This is a genomic window from Streptomyces sp. NBC_00086 (genome assembly GCF_026343255.1).
Lineage (GTDB): Bacteria > Actinomycetota > Actinomycetes > Streptomycetales > Streptomycetaceae > Streptomyces.
The window spans coordinates 1,974,083-1,994,667 of sequence record NZ_JAPELZ010000001.1; the positions used below are offsets into that span (position 1 = coordinate 1,974,083).

Genomic DNA, 20,585 nt, shown 5'->3' on the forward strand with positions numbered 1-20,585 from the left:
CGGCGGCGGGGAGCCGACGCCGACCGCCGTCGGGGCCGCCGCTACGCCGTGTGCACTTCCAGGGCGGTCCGCACCGCGGATTCCAGGGCTCCCTCGATCCACGCGGGCTTGATGGAGGTGTGGCAGCCGGCGAAGTGCAGGTTGCCCTCGGCCTTGCGGACATGGGGGAAGAGCTCGGTGTGCTGGCCGGGCAGCAGTACGGACGCCTCGCCGTACGCGTACGGGTCGCGCATCCAGGACTGGGTGCGGCCGACGCCCGTGTAGAACACCTCGACGCGCTGCCCGAACACCTCCTGGACTCCTGCGAGGGCGCGCGGGTAGCGCTCCTCGTCGTCCAGGGAGTCCCATTTCAGGGCGTCGTCCGACCAGCTGTAGGAGGCGAGGACGACACCGCCGGCGCTGCCCTCGACGGGGTAGGAGGGCTGGAACATGAAGCGGTTGGGGTTGTCCGTCACCGAGCCGCCGCCGATGACGCGGGCTGCCTCGGGCTGATCGCGGGTGACCACGCGGCTGGCGGCGTAGTGGGAGCGCTGGCCCTCGGAGACGTGGCCCTCGGGTACGGAGGAGTGGGCGCCCAGCAGGGATCCGTTCGCCGGGCTCTGCCCGGTCTGGTACTTGCGGTACAGCCCGGGCTGTACGGTCTCCAGCTCGCGCTTCCAGTCCGCCTCGTCGAACTCCCACCAGCGGCGGCTGAATTCGAGCAGCACCTTGGTGGCGGCGTCGTAGTGCAGCTCGGTGACCGCGCGCCGCTTGCCGTACGAGAGCGCGGGGGTGACGGGGATGTGGCGCAGCCCCGAGAAGGGGACGGTGATGATGGCGGTGTCGGCGGTGAAGGTCTCGCGCCGCACGGGGCTGCCGCCGCGGCCTTCGGAGACGGTCTCGACGGTGACCTTGCCCTCGCCGTGGGTGATGCGGGTGGCACGGCGGTCGAGGCGCACGAGGTCCTTGACGCGCGCGTACATCGCGTCGGCCAGGGTGGCGGTGCCGCCGGGCAGTTCGTAGAAGGCGGTGTCGGGGCTGATCAGCGAGGCGCCGATGAAGCTGTGCACGAAGGCGAGGTGCAGGCGGGAGGTGAGGTTCTCGACCGTGCCGATCAGGTCGATGGTCCGCTCGTCGAGCTTGGCCTCCTCCGTCAGGAAGCGGTACATCGACATGTGTCCGTAGCGCTGGATGACGCGCGCCCAGCCCTCGACGAGTTCCTTGTCCTTCTTGCCCTCGATCTCCCCCCGTACGGGGGCGAAGGCGTCGCGGACGATCTGCGAGGCGGGCACGGACTCGTACGCCTGCGGCACTCCGAAGGAACGATTGAGCGCCTGCGGGGCGCGCGCGTAGTCGGCGCGGCGGACGCGGATGCCGTTGATGTGGATCCACGTCCGGTAGGCGGGACGGCCGGACGCGTCGACGTCGACCAGGTGGAAGCGCCTGCGCTTGAGGCCGAGATCGTCCATCAGTCCGGTCACCAGCGGATGGCTGTCCGGGATGCGCATCGCGCCGGCCTCGGCGTACTGCTTGGGGTCGGCGAAGGGCTGGGCCGCCTTCTCGTGGCCGCCGGTGCGGAAGGTCTTGATCCGGCCGCCCACCCGGTTGGCGTTGGCCTCGATGACGGTGACCTTGTGTCCGGCCTCGCGCAGGAGGTGCGCGGCGGTGAGGCCGGCCGGCCCGGCGCCGACGATCAGCACCTTCTTGCCGGGGCGGCGCGAGCGGGGCAGGCCGTTGTTCAGCAGGATGTCGGCGTAGCGCGGTACGAGCGGCTGGTCCTGGTCGTCCCGTACGAGGATGGCCCGGGCGATCGTCAGGCAGGTGTCCCAGTCGGCGACCGCGACCCCGGGGACGGCCTGCGAGGTCTCGGCGGAGGTGACGGCCACCGTCAGCCCGCCGGCCGCCGCGACGGCGGCCGCGCCGGCGATGACGGTACGGCGGGAGGGCCGGTGGGAGGCCGCCACTGCGGGCTCGCCGGAGGCTCCGGAAGCATCAGGGGTTTGGGAGTTGGCATCGGGATCCATGATCATGACCCAACTCTTGCCGCCCGCCCGGGCAGTGGAGACCAGAAGCCGCCCGCGCGGGCAAGGACCACCCGGACGTGCGAATCCCTCCGCGCGGCGCTGACGAACTGGGTTTCGTACGAGCGACCTTGAGGCCCCCGGGCACCTTCGGGAGCCCGAGCACTTCCCATGTCCCCCTATCCCCCATCGTCTATCCCCCATCGCCTATCGCCGGCACGGTCAGGAACCAGAGATGCTCACGTTGAACGAGGCCGTGGAAACGGCGCACCCTTACCTCGCACGGGCATTCGCCCACGAGCCATGGACCGTCGTCGTCCAGCCGCAGCTGAGCGAGGAACACGACCTGGCCTGGATCATCAGGTACGTAACCCGGCAGCGCGTCGACACCACCGCCGCGGCCGGCCCTCTCACCACGATGGTCCTGGTCCCCAAGGACGGCGCCCCGGTGCGCTTCCCTCCCTCGCACCTCCCCTTGGGCGAGTACTTCGCCTACGTTCGGCACGGCGGCTGGGACACCGCCGGCCTGGCGAGGACCGTGCGTGCCGAGCCGTGGCAGACGGCCCTGCAATGGCTGCTCACCACCTATCGCGGCCTGGTCGAACTGGCAAGCACCGCACCGGTCGCCGAGGATGCCGGTACGTGGTTGTTCGCGTGCCGGTCGATCGAGCAGCCCGGCTCCCCGCGGACCCCGATGCTGGCCGCTTCCGTGGTGGTGCCCAAGGACCTCGGGGTGCCGTTCCACCCGGCGGCCGATCATCCCTGGGGCGATGCTGCGGCATACACGCAGAACCCTGTGGAGCGTGATCCGGAGGGGCAGGCGCTGCGGCTGAACTCGCGTGGATGCGTGGTCACGGTGGCCGCCGCGATCGCGGGCCGGCCGTCCACGCCACTGCCGTGGCAGCCGGCGCACGAGGCGCCGGGGTGGTGGCAACTGCTGCTACGGCGCTACTTCCCGACGGCCGAGCAGGTGCGGTGTGCCGACTGGGACGAGGTGATCACGCAGGCCGAGGAGTCCGGGCCCGGCACGCAGGGCGTGGTGTGGGTGCGGCGGGAGATCCGCGGGACCGAGGTCAGTGGCCACCTCGTGTACGCGCACAACAACAACGGAGCCGTGGTGTTCCTGGACGGCATGACCGGCGGTCTGGCGCGACTGGACACGGTCGGGCTGCGGGAGCTGGTCTTCGCCCGGATTCGCGCAGGCGCTCCACGACACGGCACGGCACGGCGGTTCAGGGGACGTGGCGGGCGTAGCGCCTGAATTCGTGACCGGGTTCGCCCGGTCACCTCCGTTCCTGCACCGCCAGGGCTTCCTCGGCCCGCAGCGCGCCCGCACCGGGCCCGACGAGGCAGACCTTCCCGTGGTGCGTTTCGTCGAGCACCTCCCGGGGATGCCCGTACCACTCGATCTCCGTCAGTTCCACGGTTCCGTCCGCCGGGGAAGGCAGCCGGTAGAGCGTCCCGACGCGTGCGGGGCCGTACAGGCTCCGTACCACGCACACGGCCCGCGAGGCTTCTGGGCTCTCGACCGAGATGATGAGGAGCCGGTGGGCGTCAGACGCCATGCTCATGAGCCCTTCGAACGCATTCCGAGATCTGTTCCGACGGCAGTTCAGGGACGTCGTATTCCGGCAAGGGGACCATGACCCGGTCACTCGGCCCCAGGGCCCAGGGCCCAGGGCCCCACGAACTCGCCGGACCGGCGCGACCACCCCGAACAGCAAGTGAGGATCTCATGACCCGCACCACCCCGCCCCGCCCGGTCGACGCCGAGGCCCTGTTCCCCGCCCTCGGCGACCACCGCCGTACCAGCACGCGCCTCCACCCGCGCCCCGGCTCCCCGAAGGCAGACGACAGCTCGGTGGCCGGCCCGCTCCTGTGGCCCGCCGACGAACCGTGGCCCCTGTGCACCGCCGTCCATCGCAAGGGCAGAGGGCATCGTCTGTCAGACGTGCGCCTCCGGCGGCGGATCCTCGACGAGGCATGGCACCGCGATCCCAAGTCGGGTCCCACCGATGCGGAACGCGAGGTCCTCGACACCCTCCGGCCCGGGCGGCACGCCCCGCAGATCGCGGACGCGGACCCGATTCCGCTGCTCGCCGCCGCGCAGCTCTTCGTACGCGACGTCCCCGACCTGACCGGACCGGACGGTTGTGACCTGCTCCAGGTCCTCTGGTGTCCTTTCGAAGCGCACGGCCCCGACCGGACCATCGAGGTCGTGCTGAAGTGGAGGCGCTCCCAGGACGTGGGCGAGGTCCTCCAAGTGATCCCTGAACCCGTGGTGGTGGGCAGGGACGGATGCGTCCCGAACACGTGCGTGCTCCACCCCGAACAAGTGGTGGAGCACGAGTACGAGGGTCTGCTGGACGAGGACCTGCAGGAGGCCATCGAAGCGTGGGAGGTGGGAGACGACGAAGAGCACGAAGAGGTCGAAGAGGGCGATGGCGCCTCCGGCTCCTCCGGTTTCGACACGTACGAGGAGGACGAGGTGACGTACCGGGGTGATCTGTCCATCGCGCCCGGCTGGAAGGTAGGCGGCTTCGCCTCGTGGCACCTCACCTACCCGGCGCTCAGGCGTGGTTGACCGGGAGGTCGTCCGGGCTCACCACGGAGCGGACTTCGGCACGCGCCACCACCAGACGTGGGCCTGCGGCGCCCGGCCGCGCGCGGTGCGCAACCACGGGTCGAGCGCTCCCGTCACGTCCTGGTCGGTGGCGGCCCCGAACCGGGCGTCCAGTGCGTCCAGCATCTCCGCCAGCTCCGCCCGCACCGGCGCAGGGAGGGCTTCCATCACCTCTGCCAGCGCGTCCCTGCCGTCGAGGTCGTTCTCGTAGGCGCTGAACGGGTAGAACTCCTCCGGGCGGGGTCCCGCTTCCAGGATCCGCCCCAGGCGCTCCCACGCCTCGAACCGCCGACGTACGGAATACACCGGTTCCGTGACCGCCTCCCGCCGCTCCGGCGCGAGGCGGGCCCGTTCCAGCTCCAGCCTCTCCGCGTCGACGACGGCCACCGCCGCCACCGCCGCGGGCGACAACCGCGCCCACAAGGCGTCCGTCTCGGGGGTCCCGGTCATCCGTGCCTCATTCATTGATCTGTTCCAAGTAGTAGTCGTAGCCGCGGTCCGGTTGCATGAAGGTGCCGTTCTCCCCTTCGCGGATGAGCATCGTGCCGGTCGAATCGTCCCACCAGGCCCATCGCGGCGTACCCGAAGGCGTACTGCGCATCTTCACCCCCGGGTTGTTGGTCATCATGTCTTCCAGGTACTCCGGCACGTCCAGGTCGTCGACCCCGGGAATGCCCCGGTTCTTGACGTCGCCGTGTGCGGCGATCTTGTCCGCCAGCATGGGGAGGTTGCCCCCCTGACTCGCCGGGTCCGCCTCCCCGATCTTGCATTCCGGGGCCAGGCCGAGGTAATCGGTCCAGGTCAGCGGGTCGTTGACGTACGTGGCCGGGTTCGGCGCCGGCCCCAGGCCCAGCGGGTCCGGGCTGAGGTAGCGGGCGGTTTCGGGGTCGTAGGTGCGGAAGTAGTTGTGGTGCAGGCCGGTTTCGGGGTCGTAGTACTGGCCCGGAAAGCGGAGTGGCGTGTACGCGGTCGCGTCGCGGTTCCACGCGGTGGCGCCCCACAGCGTGGCCCGGACGCGCCAGGCGATCTCCCCGTCCTCGCCGACCAGTTCCCTCGGAGTGCCGATCAGGTCCGTGACGATCGCGAAGAACCGCTCGTCCACCGTCTCCTGGGTGGCGTCGGCAACGATCCGCTCCGTCTGGGCCAGCGGGTGCAGCCCGTTGTGGTCCCAGGAGACGACCATCGAGCGGTCCTCCCCCTCCGGGTCACCGGAGGCCGCGGACGCCAAGGTCGTGGTCTGCTCGCACAGGATGCTCTCGTCCCACGTGAAGAGCGTTTCCTCGGCGACCCGACCGTCGTCGGCCAAACGCTGCTTCGACGTCCGTCGGCCCAGCGCGTCATGGCGGTAGCGCCAGCGGGTCCCGTCCGGAGTGACCACCCCGGTGAGCCTCCCGTCCGCGTCCCACGTGTAGCGCCAGGTGTCCGGCTTGCGGGAGAGCCGCGCCTTCTGGCGCAGGACCACACGACCCCGGGCATCGTGCTCGTAGCGCACCGCGCCCGCTCGGACGATGCGGGTGCCTTCGTACGCGCGCTCCCCGCGGGCCTCGGCGCCCGGGTGGCCGTCGGGCCAGGAGGCGGCGCTCTGGTTGCCCGCCTCGTCGTAGGCGTACCGCTCCGTCCAGTCCTGCGCCCGGACGGCCGTGATCCGGCCCCCCGCGTCCCGTTCGAAGGTCCTGGCGCCCCCCAGGGCGTCCTCGATCCCCGCCAGTCGGCCGTCGGCTCGGTAGGTGTACCCCCGCCGCTGGAGGAGGGCGCCGTCCCGCCCCGCCACCTGCTGGCCGGTGATCCGGCCCAGCTCGTCGAACTGGTGGAGGACGGTGGCCGCGGTTCCGACCGTGCGGGAGACCTCGCGGCCCGCCGCGTCCCGGTCGAAGGCGACGGTGCGGCCCGACGTGACGAGCGTGCTGCGCCGGCCGGCCGCGTCGAAGGACCAGCGACTCTCCGCTCCCCCGGGGGTGGTCCGCGCCGCGCGCCGGTCCAGCTCGTCGTAGCCGTACGTGAGGGTGCGGCCGTCGACGGTCTCGGACAGGAGGCGGCCGTGGCGGTCCCTCAGCCGGGTCAGCCGCGTTCCGTCCGGGGTCGTCGCGGCGGCGAGTTCGTCGAAGACGTCGTACTCGTACTCCGTGACACCGTCCGCACTCCGTTTGAGGACGGTCTGGCCCAGTGCGTTGTACGCGAAGGTGACCGGCTCGGCCCCGCCGTCGGCCCGTGAGACGAGGCGCCCCGCCGCGTCGTGGCCGTACTCGACCGTGCGCCCGTCGAAGTCCGATTCCGAACGGAGCCGGCCGGCCTGATCGTAGGCGTAGTCCCAGGACATCCCCTGCGGGCCCGTCACCCGGGTCAGCCGCAGTTCGCCGTCGTAGTCGAACGCGTACCGCAGGCCGTCGGGCCCGGTCCGCGCCGCGAGCAGGTCGAAGTCGGTGTACTCGAAGACGGTCCTGCCGCCCAGCCCGTCCGTACGGCTGAGGCAGTTGCCCTCACCGTCGTACGTCCACGACTGCTCGCTGCCGTCGGGGGCGATCCGGCGGGCGGGCTTGCCCTCCACCGTCCACTCCATGCGGGTGACGGCTCCCAGCGGGTCGGTGAATCGGACGACCCGGCCGAAGACGTCCCGCTCGAAGCGGCTGACGGCGCCCAGAGGGTCCGTCACACGGGACGCCAGGCCGGAGCTGTCGCATTCGACACGGGTGACCGCACCGAGTGCATCGGTCAGGGAGATCAGTTGCCCTCGATCGCCGTACTCGGCCGTCCTGCCGACTCCGGTGGGCGAGGTGACCGAGGTGCGGTTGCCCCGCTCGTCGTAGGTCTGGCGGAAGACCCGGCCGTCTTCGGCGACCACCTTCACCGGCAGGCCGAGGTCGTCGTACTCCATCCGGCCCCGGCGCCCGTCCGGCCGGACGAGTTCCGTGAGCAGGCCGCGTGCGTCGTAGGTGCGTCGGGTGGTCAGACCGAGCGCGTCCGTTTCCGCCACCAGCCGGCCCTGGCGGTCGTACTCGTACCGCAGGGTGGCGCCCAGCTCGTCGGTCCGGGCGACCACACGGTAGGCCTCGTCGACCACGTAGCGGCGGGTGTGGCCCGAGCCCGTGGTGGCCGTGGTCACGCGCAGCCCGGTCCCGGGGTCCGCTTCGGAGTACGCGAGGGTGAGGGCCATGTGGCCGGCGGCGCCGCCTTCCGCGACGCAGCGGTCCCGCTCGTCGTAGGCGTACTCGTAGCGGCGGTCGTTCGTGTCGGTCCACGAGGTGATGCGGGCGCGCTCGTCGTAACCGAAGCGCAGGGGCAGACCGGATGAGTTGACGACCTCGGTGAGGTGACCGTCCGTGTAGCCGTACGCCACGACGCGCGGGCCGCCGGTCAGGTGGAGCGCGGTGATCCGGCCGTCGGCGGTCTCGAAGCGCAGGTGGTGGCCACCGCTGTGGGCGATGCCCAGCGGGGTGCCCTCGGCGTCGTACTCGAAGGTGATCGTGTTGCCGTTGCGGTCCTCGATGAAGTCGATCACCGCGTGTCCGTACGCGTCGCCCTCGCCCTCGCCCTCGCCGTCCGCGGGAGCGGTGAAGTGCCGGATGCGGCCCAGGGCCGGGTCGGTGACGGTGTAATCGCCTTCCGGAGTCCGGTCCAACGACCATCGCGGGCCGCTGGTGGCCAGCACCGGGACCCCGGGTGCCGGGTGCGGGTACGCGACGACCAGCCCGTCCGCGGTGACCAGGACGACGCCCTCGGGGTCGATCTCCAAGTGTTCGTCGACGGTGGAGGACCACGACGGACCGAACCAACGGCCCCCCTTGTAACCGGACTCCGCACGGCGTGTGAAGGCCAGAGGCAGGGTGCCGGGCAGCACGATGTCCGTCTGAGGCAAGAACATCCGGCCGGTGGCGAGGTCGACCGGGTCGGTCCCGTCGCACTGCTTGTCGCAGTCCGGCTTGTCCCGCTGGTTCGGTCCGTCCTTGTCCAGGCCGGTGCGACCGGGGCCCTTGAGGTCGTCGGCGTGCTTGGCGGCGGAGCCGACCTTCTTCAGGGCGCCCATGCCCTTGGAACCGATGAGCTCCGGGATCAGCTTGCCGATGCCCTCGGAGGGGTCCTTCATGAACTCGTCGAGCATCTTCTTGCCCGCACCGAGCGGGTCGTTGGCCATGGTGACCAGACCCGCCGCCGTCGAGTTCAGGTTCGTGACGTACTCCGCCGGATGCGTCAGGTTGTACGGATCCATCGGGTTCAGCGCCCGCGCGAAGTTCACGATCCCGGCCGTGCCCTTGATGACGCCGCCGGTCAGGTGCGTCTTGGCGAGGTCGAGGTAATCCATGCCGTCGCCGAGCTGCTTGGCGTACGAGGGCTTCGGCGGAGCCGCGTCACGTGCGGCGCGGACCGCCGTACGGACGGTCTCCGCAACGTCGTTGCGCTGCTTGCGGGCGCTGTCGAGCTTGTCCTGCGCGGCCGTCGCGATCGCGGTCCCCGGATCGGTGAAGTTCTCCGAGGGGCGGGGCGGCAGCGGATCCTGCTTCGCCTTCAGCGCGTTGTTGTAGGTGTCGACCAGCTTGTTGTGCGCGGTGCGGGCCTCGCCGGAGACCTTCTTCGCCCGGTTGTACTCCTCCAGCGCCTCCTTGGCCTGGCCCTGCGCCCACTCCACGGTCTCCGCGAACCGGCCCATCGCGTCGGCGGCCTTCCCGAAGGCCTCGGACGCCTTGAACCAGCGCGGCGGCTCCTTCGCCACCGACTCCCGGAAGGAGTCCGCCGTCTTGCCCTTCAGGCCGTCCGGCTCGCCCATGCCCTTCAGGCCGTTGCCGACCTTGTCGAAGGACGCCTTGAAGTCGTTCAGGTGGGAGACCTGTGCGCGTATCTTCGACACGCTGCCGTAGACCAGCTTGTTCGGGTCCTCGGTCTGGCCCAGCTCCAGCTCGGCCACGTCCGCGCCGAGTTGATTGGCGGCGGAGCGGCTCTTGTCACGGATCCAGTCGCCCGCGTCGTCCAGGCCGACGTCCTCGGCGAAGTCGGCCGTCTTGTCGCCGGCCCACTCGACCGCGTCACCGACCTTCTCGGCACCCTTCTCGACGCCGTCCTCGATGACGTCCGGTACGAAATCCCGCCAGCCCATCAGTGACCGTCCCCGTCACGCTTCGCCTGCTCCAGCAGGTCCTTCAGCGAACCGATCCGCCCGCTCGAGCTGACCGTGTCCCCCGTCTCCGACCAGGTCTTCTTGATGTCCTCGGCACTCTTCTCGAAGGACTCCGGGCTGTAATCGGGCTTGTAGACGTCCGCGGAGAAGATGTCCCCCCACGGCTTCTTCTCGATCTCGTCCTCACTGGCGTGCGGATTGCCGTACGCCGCGTTCGCGACCACCCGGAACGTGCCGTGGAGGTACTGCTCCTCCTCCCACACCGTGCCCGCCGCGATCCCGAGCGACTGCGCCAGCGTGCTCGCGTCCTGCACCAGGCTGCGTACGCCCCACTCCCAGCGCTCGCAGAAATCCTCGAAATCGGTGGCCAGACCCGCGTGCCCGGCCTCCATCCCCGTCATCGCCAGATTCTCGAAGCCCGCACCCATCGAGGCACCGGCCGCGTCCCCCGACTCCCGCAGCTCCCCGATCGCCGCCCGCAGACCGTCCTGAATGTTCTTGACCGCCGCCGGCGAAACCTCAAGATCCCCGTTGCCCGCCATCAGACGGCCTCCCCACGACCGACCAGATCCACGGCATTCGCGTCCGGAACGATCCCCGCCACCGGCGGGAAGAACATCGACCCGTCCTCGTCCGCCACGTTCACGACCACACCCGCCGGAGCATCCGCCAACGGAACCACCTCATCGACCAGGCGCGCACCCAGCACCGAGAGGAACTCCCACTCCCGGCCGGCCTCCGCCTCACCGCGCGCCGCCGCGAACCGGGCCAAAGCCTCCTCATCGGTGAACGCGTAGATCCAGCGGATGCCCCCCGACACCGCCGACATCAGACCACCGTCAGCACCATCGGCCAGCGGAACCAGCAGGACCGCCCGCCGGAACTCCCCCACCAGACGGCCGGAATCACCCAGCCCGTCCCGAATCGCCGCGATCTCTGCGGTCAGTTCCATGGCTTGCATCCCCTCCGGCGCCAGGCAGCGTCCTGGAAGAACACGCTATCGGGAGCCCCACCGGTTCCCTCAGACCCCCCGGGACACCCTCTCAGCCGGGGTTGACCGGGAGGACGTCCGGGGAGAGGGCGCCCGCGCGGGCCGGCGCCGAGGTCACGATGCGGGCCGGGAGGGCGTCCGGTGCCCGGTGTTCTCAGGGGGCGGGGACCGGGACGGCGGCGGTCAGGACGGCGCCCTCTCCGGGCGCCGACTCGATGGTCAGGGTCCCGCCGAGCTGGCGCATCCGGACGCGCATCGCCGGGACGCCGTGTCCGCGCACGCCGGACGGGACCTCGGGGAGGGCGGTGGGGTCGAACCCGTGTCCGTTGTCGGCCACGTCGAGGACGACCTGATCGTCGAGCCGGGTGAGGGTGAGCGCGGCGGTGGTGGCACCGGAGTGCTCCCGTACGTTGGCCAGCGCGCCCTGTGCGATGCGCAGCAGCGCGGACTGCACGCGTTCCGGCAGCGGGGTGACGTGCCCGCCCGCGTCGATGTGGACGCGCACCGTGAGTCCGGCGCCGGACTCCCGTTCGGCGAGGGCGTGCAGCGCGGCGTCGAGGCCACTGCCGTGCGCGAGGTCGGCGGGTGCGAGGTCGTGCACGAAGCGGCGGGCCTCGGCGAGGTTGAGCTCGGCGATGGACGCGGCGGTGCGGACGTGACCGCGGGCCTTGGCCGGGTCGGTGTCCCAGGTCCGGTCGGCGGCCTGGAGCAGCATCCGCTGGCTGGACAGGCCCTGGGCGAGCGTGTCGTGGATCTCCATGGACAGCCGCTGGCGTTCGGCGAGGGTACCTTCGCGGCGCTCGGTGGCGGCGAGCTCGCGGCGGGTGCGGACGAGGTCGTCGATGAGGGCGTGCTGGCGGGCCGCTTGCCGCTGCATGTGGAGGAAGACGGCGGTGGTGAGCGCGGAGACGGCGGCCGGGCCGATCACCAGGTCGAGGTTGAAGCGGGGGGCCAGCGTCAGCTGCGCGAAGATCACGAGGAGCGTGAGGAACACGACGAGGACGTACGCGGCGACGGGCGGCAGGGTGCGCAGCACGGAGTAGAAGAGGGGGACCGCGACCCACGCGAAGCTGGGCGCCAATAGGACGAGGACGGCCCACGCGGTGACGACCATCCCCAGCCAGGCCAGCCGGGGTGCCGGGGGCCACGGCCTGCCGCCACGGCCCGGGGGCGCCTTGGCCTCCGTGGCGGGGCCCAGCAGGTAGAGGACGGCGAGCACGACGGCGAGGGCGATCACCCAGGGGGCACGGGCCTCCTGGGTGTGGCGCTGGACGAAGCGGACCATCGAGGTGCCGACCAGCACGAAGAAGGTGACGCGCATGACCAGCGCCAGCCACCGGTCGTCCGGATCACCGCCGGAGCCGGAGGGGTCGCTGGGGTCGGGCCGCACGTGCACCTCTTGACATAGGGTCCCCGAAGTGGACAAACAGTCACATTGTCGCCGAGTGTGACCGTACCGGGGTCAACCGATCGGATGACCCGCGTGTCCCCCCTCCTGCCCGCCGCAGGCACCCGGCCAGTCGACGGGTCAGGGCCGCCGCCGGGCCCAGGATTGATGTCAGAGCGGGGCAGCCGGAACGGACGGCCCCCACCCCTCATCAAGGAGCCGGTACACATGCAGCAGGTCAAGAAGGTCTCCCAGCGCACCCGTGCGATCACCGGCGGCGCCCTGGTCGCCGCCCTCGCCCTCGGCGGCTTCGGCGCCTACGCCGCCAGCGCCGCCCCGGCCGCCCAGGCCCCGGCCGCCCAGGCCGATGCGAAGGCGGATGCCAAGAACAAGAACCTGACCCAGTCGACCCACCTGACCATCGACGCCGCCACGAGGGCCGCGCAGACGGCGCTCGACGCCGCGAAGAAGGAGAACCAGCGCGTCACCGTCGCGGTGGTGGACCGCAACGGCAACACCATCGTCACGCTGCGCGGCGACGGCGCCGGCCCGCAGTCCTACGACGCCGCCCAGCGCAAGGCCTACACCGCCGTGTCCTGGAACTCCCCCACCTCGGTGCTCGCCGGCCGCCTCGCCCAGACGCCGACCCTGAAGGACATCCCCGGCACCCTCTTCCTCGGCGGTGGCGCCCCGGTCACCGCGAAGAACGCCCCGATCGCGGGCATCGGTGTCGCGGGCGCGCCCTCCGGCGACCTGGACGAGAAGTTCGCCCAGGCCGGTGTCGCCGCGCTGAACAAGTAGCAGCGCAGGCCTGACGGCGCGACGCGCCCTGACCCACCCGAGGAGGACCCCCATGCCCCCTGCCGACCGAGACCTGCTGGCCGCCGCCGGCGAAGGCGGCGCCGACGCCGTGCGCGCGGCGCTGGCCGCCGGCGCCGACATCGAGGCCCGCGACGAACACCGCCGCACCCCGCTCCTGCTCGCCGCCCTCGGTGACCACGTGGCGGCGGCCGAGGTCCTCGTCGGTGCCGGCGCCGACCCGAACGCCCAGGACGACCGCGACGACAGCCCCTGGCTGGTCACCGGTGTCACCGGCAGCGTCCGGATGATGCGTACCCTGCTCCCGGCCCGCCCCGACCTCACCCGGCTCAACCGCTTCGGCGGCATCGCCCTGATCCCCGCCGCCGAACGCGGCCACGTCGACTACGTGCGGGCCCTGCTCCGGGAAACCGACATCGACGTCGACCACGTCAACCGGCTCGGCTGGACCGCACTGCTCGAAGCCGTCATCCTCGGCGACGGCGGCCGCGCCCATCAGGAGATCGTGGAACTGCTCATCACCGCCGGCGCCACGGCGCACCTTCCGGACGGCGACGGCGTGACCGCGCTCGAACACGCGGAACGCCGCGGCTTCACACAGATCGCCGACCTGCTCAGGGCCGTACGGTAGGAACGACCACGGGACGGGCAAGGGGCTCGCGATCAGACCGAGTTGACCGGGAGGACGTCCGGGGAGAGGGCGCCCGCGTGGGCCGAGGCGCTCGTCATCTGCTTGCGGTGGTGGCGACGGCACAGGACCTCGTACCCGATCTCCCCCGCCGGGCGGTTCACGTCGCCGACCACGACCTGCTCTCCCTCGACCACCATTTCGCCGCCCACCGTACGGGCGTTGTGCGTGGCGCGGGCTCCGCACCAGCACAAGGCCTCCACCTGGAGCTGCTCCAGGCGGTCCGCCAGCTCGATCAGGCGCTGGGAGCCGGGGAAGAGCTTCGTGCGGAAGTCCGTCGTGATGCCGAAGGCGAAGACGTCCATGTCGAGGTCGTCCACGATGCGCGCCAACTGGTCGATCTGGGCAGGGGCCAGGAACTGGGCCTCGTCCACGATCACGTAGTCCGCCTTGCCGCCCTTGGTGAGCTGGGCGACCACGTACGCGTACAGGTCCATGCCCTCCGGCGCCTCCACCGCCTCCGTCACCAGGCCGAGGCGGGAGGAGAGCTTCCCCTCCCCCGCCCGGTCGTCACGGGTGAAGATCACGCCCTGCAGACCCCGCGCGTCACGGTTGTGGGCGATCTGGAGCGCCAGCGTGCTCTTTCCGCAGTCCATCGTTCCGGAGAAGAACACCAGCTCGGGCATGGGGAGTACAGGGCCTTTCGGAGGGAGGGGGAGGCGGGGGAAGGGGTGCGGCCCCGAGGGTCAGGAGCGGATTTCGAGCAGCGGGACGAGCTGCTCGGCCGGGGTCATGGAGCCGTGCATGCCGGCGAGGGCCGACTCGTTGGGCTCGGCGCGTGAGGCGGTGATCGCCACGTCGGCCTGGGCGGCGGCGATCACGTCGCCGATGCGGCCGAGGACCCGCTCGTCGCATTCTCCCGGTGCCCCGAACCAGCCCAGTTCCAGGGCTTCCGCCCGGCTCGCGACCCAGAAGCGGTCGCCGAGGACCTCGCGCCAGACGGTGAGGACGTCGGCCTCGGCGCCCGGTACGGCGTACACGTGCCGGGCCCGGCCCTCGCCGCCCAGCAGGGCCACGCCCGCGCCGAGTTCCCAGTCGTCGTCGTAGTCGATGCGGGAGTCCTCGTCGAAGGGGACGTCCACCATGCCGTGGTCGGCGGTCACGTACAGCGCGGTGCGCGGCGGCAGTTGCTCGGCGAGCCGCTGGACGAGGCGGTCCACGTACATGAGCTGGCCGCGCCAGGCGTCGGAGTCGACGCCGTGCCGGTGGCCGGCTCCGTCGAGCTCGCTGTAGTACGTGTAGACGAGCGAGCGGTCACCGGCCGCGAGCCGCTCGGCCGCGAGGTCCATGCGCTCCTCGCCGGTCATCCGGCCGAGGAAGGTGCCGCCGCTCAGGGCGACCTTCGTCAGCGGGGTGGTCTGGAAGGCCGGCGAGGACACCTGCGCGGTGGCCACCCCGGCCGCGTCCGCCCGCTGGAAGACGGTCGGGTACGGCTGCCAGGGCTTGGGCGGGGTCCACGGGTGCCAGCGGAGCTGGTTCATCAGTTCGCCGGTGGCGGGATTGCGCACGGTGTACCCGGGCAGGCCGTGCCGCGCGGGCGGCAGGCCGGTGCCGACGGAGGCCAGCGAGGTGGCGGTGGTCGCCGGGAAGCCCGCGGTGATCGGGCGGCCGGTACCGCCGCGCGAGGTGGAGAGGAGGGAAGTGAGGTACGGGGCCTCGTCCGGGTGGGCCTTGATCTGCTCCCAGCCCATGCCGTCGACCAGGAACACGCAGTTCCGGTCGGCCGGGCTCAGCTCGGCGATCGAGGCCTCGAAGCCGGGTACGCCCTGGCCGGCCACGAGGGTGGGCAGCAGGTCGGCGAGCGAGCCGGTGCCGTAGTGCGGCACCGGGGCGCCGGCCAGGTCCAGCAGCTCGGGCTCGTCCTGCCAGCTCTGCGCGGCGGAGTACGCCATCAGCGGGCGGGGGTGGAGGTGGCCGCAGTCGCTTCGCTGAGCGCCTGGGCGAAGACCAGGGTCTGGCGGACCGCCTCGGGGCCGTCGCCGGCTTCGCTGACGCGCAGGCTGAGGTCGTCGGCGGTGGAGTTGCCGGTGTAGCCGTGGTCGGCGTCGCAGTTGGCGTCGCCGCAGGCGGCGGGCTCCAGGTCGATGCGCGAGACCGCGCCCCAGCCGATGGTCAGGACGACCTCGCGGGGCAGGGTGCCGGGAGTGTAGGACTCCGGGTTGGCGACGACGCGGCTGAGCACCACGGAGGAGATGCTGGCCAGCTTGACCGACTCGGTGGAGGTGGTCGCGTACGGGGAGGGGGACCCGGCGTCGGCGGCCTGCTCGTCGGTGTGGCTGACGATGAAGCGGTTGCCGGTCAGGACCAGCACGGTGACGTGCCGGCGCACCTCGTTGGAGTCGAAGGTCGTCTCCTGGTGGACCAGGTACGACGAAATCGGCTCGCCGCCGACCGCGGCCTCCACGGCCTCGGCCACGAGGGCCGGGTAGTAGCCGCTGCGCTCGATCGCCGTGCGCAGCCCCTGGGTCGTCGTACCGGATTTCGCCATGAGGTCCATCCTAAGGCCCGTATGGGGCACCTCGGCCGCCCTGGGGCCTGTCGGACCTCAGTAGCTGGGCAGGGTCCGCGGGCCGAGGTCGCCGCGGGCGGGCGGGTGGGCGACGCGGACGCTCGCGCTGAGCACGGACAGCCCCTCGGTGGCGACGACGACGGGCTCCAGGGCGACCCCGACCACCTCGGGGTGATCGTCGACGAGGCGGGAGAGGCGCAGGAGGAGTTCCTCCAGGGCGGGGGTGTCCACGGGGTCGCTGCCGCGCCAGCCGAAGAGCAGCGGGGCGGTGCGGATCGAGCGGATCAGGCTCGCCGCGTCCTTGTCGGTGGCGGGAACCAGCCGGTGGGCGGTGTCGCCGAGCAGCTCGGAGGCGACCCCGGAGAGCCCGAAGGACAGGACGGCGCCGGCGGCGGGGTCGATGACGGAGCGGATGACGGTGTCGACGCCCCGCGGGACCATCGACTGGACCACGGGGAGCAGCTCCTGCGGTTTGCCCAGCGCGTGGGTGAGCTCCTCGTACGAGCGGCGCAGTTCGGCCTCGGTGGTGAGGTCGAGGCGGACCCCGCCGAGGTCGGCGCGGTGGCGCAGGTGCGGGGCGGTGGTCTTGAGCGCGACGGGGTAGCCGAGGACCGCGGCGGCGCGGACCGCGGCGTCCGCGCTGGGGGCCGGGAGCGTGGAGAACACCCGGATCCCGTACCGGGCGAGCAGCTCGCGGGCATCGGGGTCGTCCAGGGTCGCGACCTCCTCCTCCCCTACGCCGGCCAGCAGGCGGGCGAGCTGTGCGGCGGCCCCGCTCTCGTCGATGTCCTCGAACTCGGGCACCTGCCCGACCTCGGCGATGCCCCGGCGCCACTGCCCGTACCGGACGGCTTCGGCGACGGCCTTGACCGCCCGCTCGGCGGCGGGGTAGCTGGGGATCCGGGCGGTCCCGGGGGCGGGCACGGCCGCACTCTCCGCGCCGCCGGGGGCCGGCTCCGGCGCCGGCTCGGGGGCGGGGGCTGCGCCGGACCCGGGGGCCGGGGCGGAGCCGGAGGCCGCCAGGGCCGTCGCGGGCGTCGGCAGCGTCGCGGGCAGGGCGTCCGCGAGGGCCGTCGCGGCGGCCGGTGCCGTGGCCGCCGAGAGGGCCTCCGCGAGGGCGCCCAGCTCCACGTGGACCACGGCGACCGGCTTGCCCGGATGCCCTGCGGCGGCCGCCCGCAGGGCCTCGGCCAGATCGTCGGCGAGCGCGTGCTCGCTCACCCACGGGATCGCGGTGACGACGACGGCGTCGGTGTCCGGCGAGGCCAGCGCCGCGGAGACGGCGGTACGGAAGTCCTCCGGCGAGGCGGCCGTGGTCAGGTCGAGCGGCGGCAGCGGCCGCAGCCCCTCCGTGAGGCAGGCGTCGTAGGTGAGGACCCCGAGCGATTCGGAGTTGCCGAGGATGGCGACCCGCGGCCCGGCCGGTACGGGCTGTGAGGCCAGCAGCAGGCCGACGTCCACCAGCTCGGTCACCGTGTCGACCCGGATGACGCCGGCCTGCCGCAGCAGCTCCGAGACCGTCGCCTCGGGCAGCCGGGTGCCGGGGACCACGTGTCCGGCGGGGGTGTGCCGGCCTCCCCTGGCGACGACCACGGGCTTGACGGCCGCGGTGCGCCGGGCGAGCCGGGTGAACTTCCTCGGGTTGCCGAGGGTCTCCAGGTACATGAGCGCGACGTCGGTGGCCTCGTCGTCGTACCAGTACTGGAGGATGTCGTTTCCGGAGACGTCGGCCCGGTTCCCGGCGGAGATGAAGGAGGACAGGCCCTCCCCGCGCCGCAGCAGCCCGGAGAGCAGCGCGATGCCGATCGCCCCGGACTGGGTGAAGAGGCCGACCCGTCCCCGCGCGGGGGCCGGAGCGGGGGCCAGGGAGGCGTTCAGCTCCACCTCGGGGGCCGTGTTGATCACCCCGAAGGCGTTCGGACCGATCAGCCGCATGCCGTACGAGCGCACTTGCCGCACCAGTTCGCGCTGGCGGGCCAGGCCCTCGGGCCCGCTCTCCCCGTATCCGGCGGACAGGACGACCAGCCCCTGCACCCCGTGTTCACCGCAGGCCGCCACCGCGTCCGGGACCCGGTCCGCCGGGACCGCGATGACGGCGAGGTCGACCGGGGCGCCGACGGCGCCGAGCGTGGGGTAGGCCCGTACGCCGTCGAGCAGATCGCGGGTGACGGCCTCGTTGACGGCGTAGAGGTGGCCGTGGAAGCCGCTGTCGCGCAGGTTGCGCAGGGCCGCCGCGCCCACGCCCGCGAGGGAGCGGCTGACGCCGATCACCGCCACCGAGCCGGGTGACAGCAGCCGCTGGACGGATCGGGCCTCGGCGCGCTGTTCGCGGGCGCGCTGGACCGCGAGGGACTCGGCGGTCGGTTCGAGGTCGAGGGTGAGGTGGACGGAGCCGTCTTCGAAGCTGCGCTTCTGCTGGTAGCCGGCGTCGGTGAACACCTTGATCATCTTGCTGTTGGCCGGCAGCACCTCGGCCGCGAAGCGGCGGATCCCGCGCTCGCGGGCCACCGCACCGATGTGTTCGAGCAGGGCGGAGGCGACCCCGCGTCCCTGGTGGGCGTCCTGGACCAGGAAGGCGACCTCGGCCTCGTCGGAGGGTCCGGTGGCCGAGCGGCCGTCGGCGCCGATCCGGTCGTAGCGGACGGTGGCGATGAACTCGCCGCCGATCGTCGCGGCGAGGCCGACCCGGTCCACGTAGTCGTGGTGCGTGAAGCGGTGCACGTCCCGGTCGGAGAGGCGGGGGTAGGGAGCGAAGAACCGGTAGTACTTCGACTCGTCCGAGACCTGCTCGTAGAAGCTGACCAGCCGGCCCGCGTCGTCGGTGGTGATGGGCCGGATCCGGGCCGTTCCGCCGTCACGGAGGACCACGTCGGCTTCCCAGTGGTCCGGGTACGAGGGGTCGGACTCGGTCGTCATGGGGTCACCTTAAGGCTCGAACGCTTCAAGTGGCCCGGGCGCGGCGCATCGGGCAAGCTGGCTCGAATCAGGGCAAGCTGGGGTAGGTCGAATGGCGGGAAACTCGGGCCGAAGGTCGGTTCGACCATTCCGGACGCCGTGAGAGACTGGTCTAGACAACCGTAAGAACCTGAAGGGCATCACCATGGCAGAGCGCCGCGTCAACGTCGGCTGGGCCGAGGGCCTGCACGCTCGTCCCGCCTCGATCTTCGTCCGCGCGACGACCGCTTCCGGCGTCCCGGTGACCATCGCGAAGGCCGGCGGCGACCCCGTCAACGCCGCCTCCATGCTGGCGGTTCTGGGCCTGGGCGCCCAGGGCGGCGAGGAGATCGTCCTCTCCTCCGAGGCCGACGGCGCCGAGGCCGCGCTGGACCGCCTCGCGAAGCTGGTCGCCGAGGGGCTCGAGGAGCTTCCCGAGACCGTCTGACCCTTCGGGTTCGACCCGCAGGACTCGCAGACTTACAGGACTTGCACGGCGAAGCCGTTGCCCATCGACCGTCACGGTCGGGGGCAACGGCTTCTCTGCTTTCCGCGCTGCAATCCGGGCCGCCCCCGTGGACTCCACCCCCGCAGGATCGCCGGATCGTCGAATCGGACGGAAATACGCACGCCGCTATTCCGACACACTCGATTCCCGTGGCCGAATTCCGGCACAATGGCACGCGAGACACGGGCGCCAATTACCCGGCCCGGATATCCCACCTTTGTATACGGCGTTTGTTAATGCGGAACGCTTGCCGTGTTTACGGCAGGTTGCAAAGTCCTCACGCGCAGCCGGTGCGCCCCCGCCGCCCTGTCCACGTGCACCGCGGTCAGCGCCCGGGCCCGCTCGGCGTCGCCCCGGGCCACCGCGTCCACGATCGCGCCGTGCTCCGCCCAGGACTCCACGGGCCGCGCCGGGGCCTCCACCACGTACATCCAGGCCACCTTGTGCCGCATCTGGGTGAGCAGCGCGATCAGCCCGGGGCTGCCCGAGGCCTGGGAGAGCGTCTCGTGGAACCAGCCGCCCAGGGAGCGCAGATCCTCGCCCTGGCCCCTCCTGGCCCGCTCCTGGCCCAGCCTGACCAGGCCGCGCAGCACCTTGAGGTGGGCCTCGCTGCGCCGCCGGGCCGCCCGGGCGGCCGCGAGGGGCTCCAGGAGCATCCGCAGCTCCAGGAGGTCGGCCGCCTCCTGTTCGGTCGGCTCGGCCACGCAGGCGCCCGCGTGCCGCCGGGTGGTCACGAACCCCTCGGACTCCAGCGTGCGCAGCGCCTCGCGCACCGGGACGCGCGAGACTCCGTACCGGCGGGCCAGCACCTCCTCGGTCAGCCGGCCGCCGGGCCCGAACACTCCGGAGACGATGTCGTCGCGGATCGCTGTGCATACCGTGTGCGCGGGAATACGCAAGACCGGACCTCCGCCTTTTTCGTATGACTGTGCGCGTTGCGACTCTATTGCAACACACGATAATTTCCGAGAGCGGCCGGAAATACGAAACATTCACACACCGCGGAACACAAGGCGGGG

Annotated in this window: 17 protein-coding genes; 5 read left to right on the forward strand and 12 right to left on the reverse strand. The window is 71.9% G+C overall.

Features of this window, described 5'->3' with window-relative positions; all coding sequences use genetic code 11:
- Positions 1–41: 41 nt before the first annotated feature.
- Positions 42–2,009 carry an NAD(P)/FAD-dependent oxidoreductase gene (locus tag OG276_RS08735; RefSeq protein WP_266903901.1) on the reverse strand — a complete coding sequence of 656 codons (1,968 nt, stop codon included), beginning with the start codon at positions 2,007–2,009 and terminating at the stop codon, positions 42–44.
- 226 nt (positions 2,010–2,235) lie between these two features.
- Here OG276_RS08735 and OG276_RS08740 point away from each other — a divergent pair, with 226 nt between their 5' ends.
- A complete protein-coding gene (locus OG276_RS08740) occupies positions 2,236–3,261 on the forward strand; it encodes a toxin glutamine deamidase domain-containing protein (protein ID WP_266903902.1) in 1,026 nt (341 codons plus the stop codon).
- A 22-nt stretch (positions 3,262–3,283) separates the two neighbouring features.
- On the opposite strand, the gene OG276_RS08745 is transcribed toward OG276_RS08740, so the two are convergent.
- Entirely contained in the window at positions 3,284–3,571 is a 288-nt protein-coding gene (locus tag OG276_RS08745) for a hypothetical protein (RefSeq protein WP_266903903.1), read from the reverse strand.
- A gap of 164 nt (positions 3,572–3,735) precedes the next feature.
- Here OG276_RS08745 and OG276_RS08750 point away from each other — a divergent pair, with 164 nt between their 5' ends.
- The gene (locus OG276_RS08750; protein WP_266903904.1) at positions 3,736–4,584 is read left to right on the forward strand and encodes a hypothetical protein; all 849 of its coding nucleotides are present in this window, start codon (positions 3,736–3,738) and stop codon (positions 4,582–4,584) included.
- A gap of 18 nt (positions 4,585–4,602) precedes the next feature.
- Here the strand turns inward: OG276_RS08750 and OG276_RS08755 are convergent, their stop codons facing one another.
- The 5 genes from OG276_RS08755 to OG276_RS08775 form a co-directional block, all read right to left on the reverse strand.
- Positions 4,603–5,073 (reverse strand): hypothetical protein, encoded by a 471-nt coding sequence (locus OG276_RS08755; protein ID WP_266903905.1) that lies wholly within the window; start codon positions 5,071–5,073, stop codon positions 4,603–4,605.
- Positions 5,074–5,080: 7 nt separating this feature from the next.
- On the reverse strand, positions 5,081–9,709 hold the full coding sequence (locus OG276_RS08760; RefSeq protein ID WP_266903906.1) for a putative T7SS-secreted protein: 4,629 nt from the start codon (positions 9,707–9,709) through the stop codon (positions 5,081–5,083).
- A complete protein-coding gene (locus OG276_RS08765; protein WP_266903907.1) occupies positions 9,709–10,272 on the reverse strand; it encodes a hypothetical protein in 564 nt (187 codons plus the stop codon). Before OG276_RS08765 ends, OG276_RS08760 begins: the two co-directional genes overlap by 1 nt.
- A complete protein-coding gene (locus OG276_RS08770) occupies positions 10,272–10,682 on the reverse strand; it encodes a hypothetical protein (protein ID WP_266903908.1) in 411 nt (136 codons plus the stop codon). Before OG276_RS08770 ends, OG276_RS08765 begins: the two co-directional genes overlap by 1 nt.
- A 193-nt stretch (positions 10,683–10,875) precedes the next feature.
- Positions 10,876–12,042, reverse strand: coding sequence for a sensor histidine kinase (locus OG276_RS08775; RefSeq protein ID WP_266912625.1), 1,167 nt, complete (start codon positions 12,040–12,042; stop codon positions 10,876–10,878).
- Positions 12,043–12,336: 294 nt separating this feature from the next.
- Here OG276_RS08775 and OG276_RS08780 point away from each other — a divergent pair, with 294 nt between their 5' ends.
- Together OG276_RS08780 and OG276_RS08785 are read left to right on the forward strand one after the other, a co-directional pair.
- A complete protein-coding gene (locus OG276_RS08780; RefSeq protein WP_266903909.1) occupies positions 12,337–12,909 on the forward strand; it encodes a heme-binding protein in 573 nt (190 codons plus the stop codon).
- A 52-nt stretch (positions 12,910–12,961) separates the two neighbouring features.
- Entirely contained in the window at positions 12,962–13,558 is a 597-nt protein-coding gene (locus OG276_RS08785; protein WP_266903910.1) for an ankyrin repeat domain-containing protein, read from the forward strand.
- A gap of 32 nt (positions 13,559–13,590) precedes the next feature.
- Here the strand turns inward: OG276_RS08785 and OG276_RS08790 are convergent, their stop codons facing one another.
- Genes OG276_RS08790 through OG276_RS08805 form a run of 4 tightly spaced genes read right to left on the reverse strand, consistent with a single transcriptional unit; the run spans position 13,591 to position 19,040 of the window.
- Complete coding sequence (locus tag OG276_RS08790; RefSeq protein WP_266903911.1) at positions 13,591–14,241, reverse strand: thymidine kinase; 651 nt, start codon at positions 14,239–14,241, stop codon at positions 13,591–13,593.
- A gap of 60 nt (positions 14,242–14,301) precedes the next feature.
- Entirely contained in the window at positions 14,302–15,507 is a 1,206-nt protein-coding gene (locus OG276_RS08795; protein WP_266903912.1) for an alkaline phosphatase family protein, read from the reverse strand.
- Positions 15,507–16,103, reverse strand: coding sequence for a DUF5998 family protein (locus OG276_RS08800; RefSeq protein ID WP_250746479.1), 597 nt, complete (start codon positions 16,101–16,103; stop codon positions 15,507–15,509). Before OG276_RS08800 ends, OG276_RS08795 begins: the two co-directional genes overlap by 1 nt.
- 57 nt (positions 16,104–16,160) lie before the next feature.
- Positions 16,161–19,040, reverse strand: a complete 2,880-nt coding sequence (locus OG276_RS08805; RefSeq protein ID WP_266903913.1) for a bifunctional GNAT family N-acetyltransferase/acetate--CoA ligase family protein — start codon at positions 19,038–19,040, stop codon at positions 16,161–16,163.
- 184 nt (positions 19,041–19,224) lie between these two features.
- On the opposite strand from OG276_RS08805, the gene OG276_RS08810 reads away from it, so the two are divergent.
- A complete protein-coding gene (locus OG276_RS08810; RefSeq protein ID WP_250746483.1) occupies positions 19,225–19,506 on the forward strand; it encodes an HPr family phosphocarrier protein in 282 nt (93 codons plus the stop codon).
- A gap of 293 nt (positions 19,507–19,799) precedes the next feature.
- Here the strand turns inward: OG276_RS08810 and OG276_RS08815 are convergent, their stop codons facing one another.
- The gene (locus OG276_RS08815) at positions 19,800–20,465 is read right to left on the reverse strand and encodes a GntR family transcriptional regulator (protein WP_266903914.1); all 666 of its coding nucleotides are present in this window, start codon (positions 20,463–20,465) and stop codon (positions 19,800–19,802) included.
- Between the last annotated feature and the right edge of the window lie 120 nt (positions 20,466–20,585).

Bases quoted from the DNA above. Each gene is read 5' to 3' on its own strand.
- OG276_RS08735 (WP_266903901.1), bottom strand. From the start codon at position 2,009: ATGATCATGGATCCCGATGCCAACTCCCAAACCCCTGATGCTTCCGGA.
- OG276_RS08740 (WP_266903902.1), top strand. From the start codon at position 2,236: ATGCTCACGTTGAACGAGGCCGTGGAAACGGCGCACCCTTACCTCGCA.
- OG276_RS08745 (WP_266903903.1), bottom strand. From the start codon at position 3,571: ATGAGCATGGCGTCTGACGCCCACCGGCTCCTCATCATCTCGGTCGAG.
- OG276_RS08750 (WP_266903904.1), top strand. From the start codon at position 3,736: ATGACCCGCACCACCCCGCCCCGCCCGGTCGACGCCGAGGCCCTGTTC.
- OG276_RS08755 (WP_266903905.1), bottom strand. From the start codon at position 5,073: ATGACCGGGACCCCCGAGACGGACGCCTTGTGGGCGCGGTTGTCGCCC.
- OG276_RS08760 (WP_266903906.1), bottom strand. From the start codon at position 9,709: ATGGGCTGGCGGGATTTCGTACCGGACGTCATCGAGGACGGCGTCGAG.
- OG276_RS08765 (WP_266903907.1), bottom strand. From the start codon at position 10,272: ATGGCGGGCAACGGGGATCTTGAGGTTTCGCCGGCGGCGGTCAAGAAC.
- OG276_RS08770 (WP_266903908.1), bottom strand. From the start codon at position 10,682: ATGGAACTGACCGCAGAGATCGCGGCGATTCGGGACGGGCTGGGTGAT.
- OG276_RS08775 (WP_266912625.1), bottom strand. From the start codon at position 12,042: ATGCGCGTCACCTTCTTCGTGCTGGTCGGCACCTCGATGGTCCGCTTC.
- OG276_RS08780 (WP_266903909.1), top strand. From the start codon at position 12,337: ATGCAGCAGGTCAAGAAGGTCTCCCAGCGCACCCGTGCGATCACCGGC.
- OG276_RS08785 (WP_266903910.1), top strand. From the start codon at position 12,962: ATGCCCCCTGCCGACCGAGACCTGCTGGCCGCCGCCGGCGAAGGCGGC.
- OG276_RS08790 (WP_266903911.1), bottom strand. From the start codon at position 14,241: ATGCCCGAGCTGGTGTTCTTCTCCGGAACGATGGACTGCGGAAAGAGC.
- OG276_RS08795 (WP_266903912.1), bottom strand. From the start codon at position 15,507: ATGGCGTACTCCGCCGCGCAGAGCTGGCAGGACGAGCCCGAGCTGCTG.
- OG276_RS08800 (WP_250746479.1), bottom strand. From the start codon at position 16,103: ATGGCGAAATCCGGTACGACGACCCAGGGGCTGCGCACGGCGATCGAG.
- OG276_RS08805 (WP_266903913.1), bottom strand. From the start codon at position 19,040: ATGACGACCGAGTCCGACCCCTCGTACCCGGACCACTGGGAAGCCGAC.
- OG276_RS08810 (WP_250746483.1), top strand. From the start codon at position 19,225: ATGGCAGAGCGCCGCGTCAACGTCGGCTGGGCCGAGGGCCTGCACGCT.